The 2,173-nt window shown below is 64.3% G+C and carries 2 protein-coding genes and 1 pseudogene; 1 reads left to right on the top strand and 2 read right to left on the bottom strand.

The features are described from left to right. Positions 1-617: pseudogene (locus EWE75_RS24360) on the bottom strand (ISKra4 family transposase); the annotation flags it as partial. Between the two features lie 160 nt (positions 618-777). On the opposite strand from EWE75_RS24360, the gene EWE75_RS24355 reads away from it, so the two are divergent. Then, entirely contained in the window at positions 778-1,584 is an 807-nt protein-coding gene (locus tag EWE75_RS24355) for a tyrosine-type recombinase/integrase (protein ID WP_130160602.1), read from the top strand. Here the strand turns inward: EWE75_RS24355 and EWE75_RS24350 are convergent. Beyond that, the coding region (locus tag EWE75_RS24350) for a plasmid pRiA4b ORF-3 family protein (RefSeq protein ID WP_206364884.1) at positions 1,565-2,173 on the bottom strand (609 nt) is incomplete at its 5' end. The two genes, EWE75_RS24355 and EWE75_RS24350, sit on opposite strands and share 20 nt — an antisense overlap.

Here is a 2,173-nt window from a genome sequence, read left to right as displayed (position 1 = left end):
TCTAGCCCCACGACGATGCGGCCTTCGGGTATCGGAAGTGCAGCCCACTGCGCCGGGCAGCCATCGATAAAGCACTTCTGCTCTTCGCCCAGTTCGGTTTCGGCTCGCTCGGCCACCTGCAAGACATGCTGCCGCACCGTCGTTGCGTTAGCCGCGATCGGCAGCACATCGGCGAGCAGACCGGCCGCAGCGGCGTAGGGGACCAGCGATGCCCAGCGCGCCTCCAGATACAGCCGCTCCGGCGCGACGTGACCACGCATGAGATCCCGCAACGGTGATGCCGTTGCAGGGCCCGCACCATCCTGGCACGCGCAGCGATACAGGCGGGGACTGGCGAGCGGGACATCGCCATAGAGGGTGCGGAACAGCATGGGATAGCTGCCCTTGCGCCGCCGGCGCGCACCGCATGCCTTGCAGCATCGGTGCCGGCAGGCCCAGGCGTCGGCCTGAGTCTGGACTATCCGGCGCTGGACGGCAGCGAGCAACGCCTTGCCGTCTTCCAGAAGGAGACCGATGTCCTCGGCGCGCTCGGTTGTCTTATCGAACGCGGCGACTTCCTCGGGCGTCTCGGTGACGCCGTCATCGGTGGTGATCTGGAGCAGGACGCTGACACGCATGGAAACCTCCTATGCTGGAAACAACGCTTGAGTTTTCCACAAGGACCGGAGTGGAAAACCCGAGTGGGCCGGCAGCAGGCCGCCATGGCCGATCCTGACACATTCGACGCCTCGAAGCATCATCGGTTTGCACTCCGAATGATCTTATGCAAGCTGAGCCATGACCGCTATCGCTCGTGCCGCTGCAGCTATTTCGGCCATACTCGTCCGGGAGGGTATCGATTACGCGCAAAGCAAAGCCGTGTTCAAAGCTGCCAGGGCACGGGCGGGACTGCACGCTTCGCCCGAGCGCCGTGGTGGCATTGACCGGTTGACGGTCGAAGAGGAATTGCGTTTTCTTGACCACGCCTATTCCCGCAGCGGCAAGACCGGGCTGATGTTGCAAACCCTGCTTGAGACCGGTGCCCGCGCGTCGGAGCTGGTTCAACTCAGGGTCGAGGATGTGAGCTTGGCAGAGCGTGTCGTCTCGATCCGGCATGGCAAGGCCGGCAAGCGCCGCGAAGTGCCGATCCGGCGTGACTTGGCGCACTTGCTCCGGCTGCATATCGGCGCCCGCCGTGCAGGGCCACTGTTTGTCAGCAGGCAGCAGGGATCGGGACCGTTGCCTTACACCCTTACACGCCAGCGCGTCGGTCAGGTCGTTCGCGCCGTGGCGACGGCCGCCGGGATCAGCAAGCGCGTCTACCCCCATCTGCTGCGCCACACTGTCGCCACCCGCCTGCTGGCGCTCGGCATGGACATTACCGACCTGCAACGCTTTCTCGGTCATGAAAGCATCACGACCACTCGACATTATGCCGAGACAACGGCGGCCACGCTGCAGCGCCGGTTCGATCGGCTCACCGATCCCGCCGCACATACGCTGGTAACCACCATCCAGCAGCAGCGCGGCGACGACGCCGCGCTGCTCGCCGCCGATCTCCTCGCCCGGCGCCGAGCCGAACAGGTCAGCACTGCTGGTGCATAAGCGCCAGATGTCCGTCTTTCCGCAGCCGGGCGTTTACCCTCCGGCGCACGAACGCCCTGCCGCGCGCATCTTCGCGGGCTTTGCTGCGCTCAACAGCGACCTCCAGTCGCCAGCGCGTATCCTGATCGTCCAACACTTCCGGCCGGTTTTCCAGCACGGCTTCGTTCAGGATTTCGGCCATGGTCTGCAGGTCCTCGAAGGCCTCCCATGACGATGCATCATCCAGCCCGGCCAGATATCTTCGGGGTCCGCCGCAATCCTCTGGCGGGCAGGCACCATCGCCGGCCGTGCAAATTGGGTATTTCTTGCCCGGCACCCTATCCAGGCGGCTTTCCTCGATCCTGACTTCGTGCCGCCACGGGAGGTTCAGATCATAATCGTACGTGAACCGGGCCCCCTTGCGCAGTTTCAGCGATGCCAGCGTCACGTCCGGCGAAGAGGCACACAGTTCCCACGAGCCATAGCACCGGGAGCGCAGACGAAACTGATAAAGGTGAATGCCCTCCCATCCCATCGCCACCTGGATCACACCGTGCAGTTCGCGCAAGGTGGCGCCGTCGGAGATTTGCACTCTCCGCCATACCATCGG

The sequence above is a fragment of the Sphingomonas populi genome, assembly GCF_004208535.1.
Taxonomy (GTDB): Bacteria; Pseudomonadota; Alphaproteobacteria; order Sphingomonadales; family Sphingomonadaceae; genus Sphingomonas; species Sphingomonas populi.
Note: the sequence above shows the minus strand (reverse complement) of the source record. Positions and strands in the feature narration are given on the sequence as shown.

Coding starts and splice junctions, on each gene's coding strand:
- EWE75_RS24355 (WP_130160602.1), top strand. CDS start 778: ATGACCGCTATCGCTCGTGCCGCTGCAGCTATTTCGGCCATACTCGTC.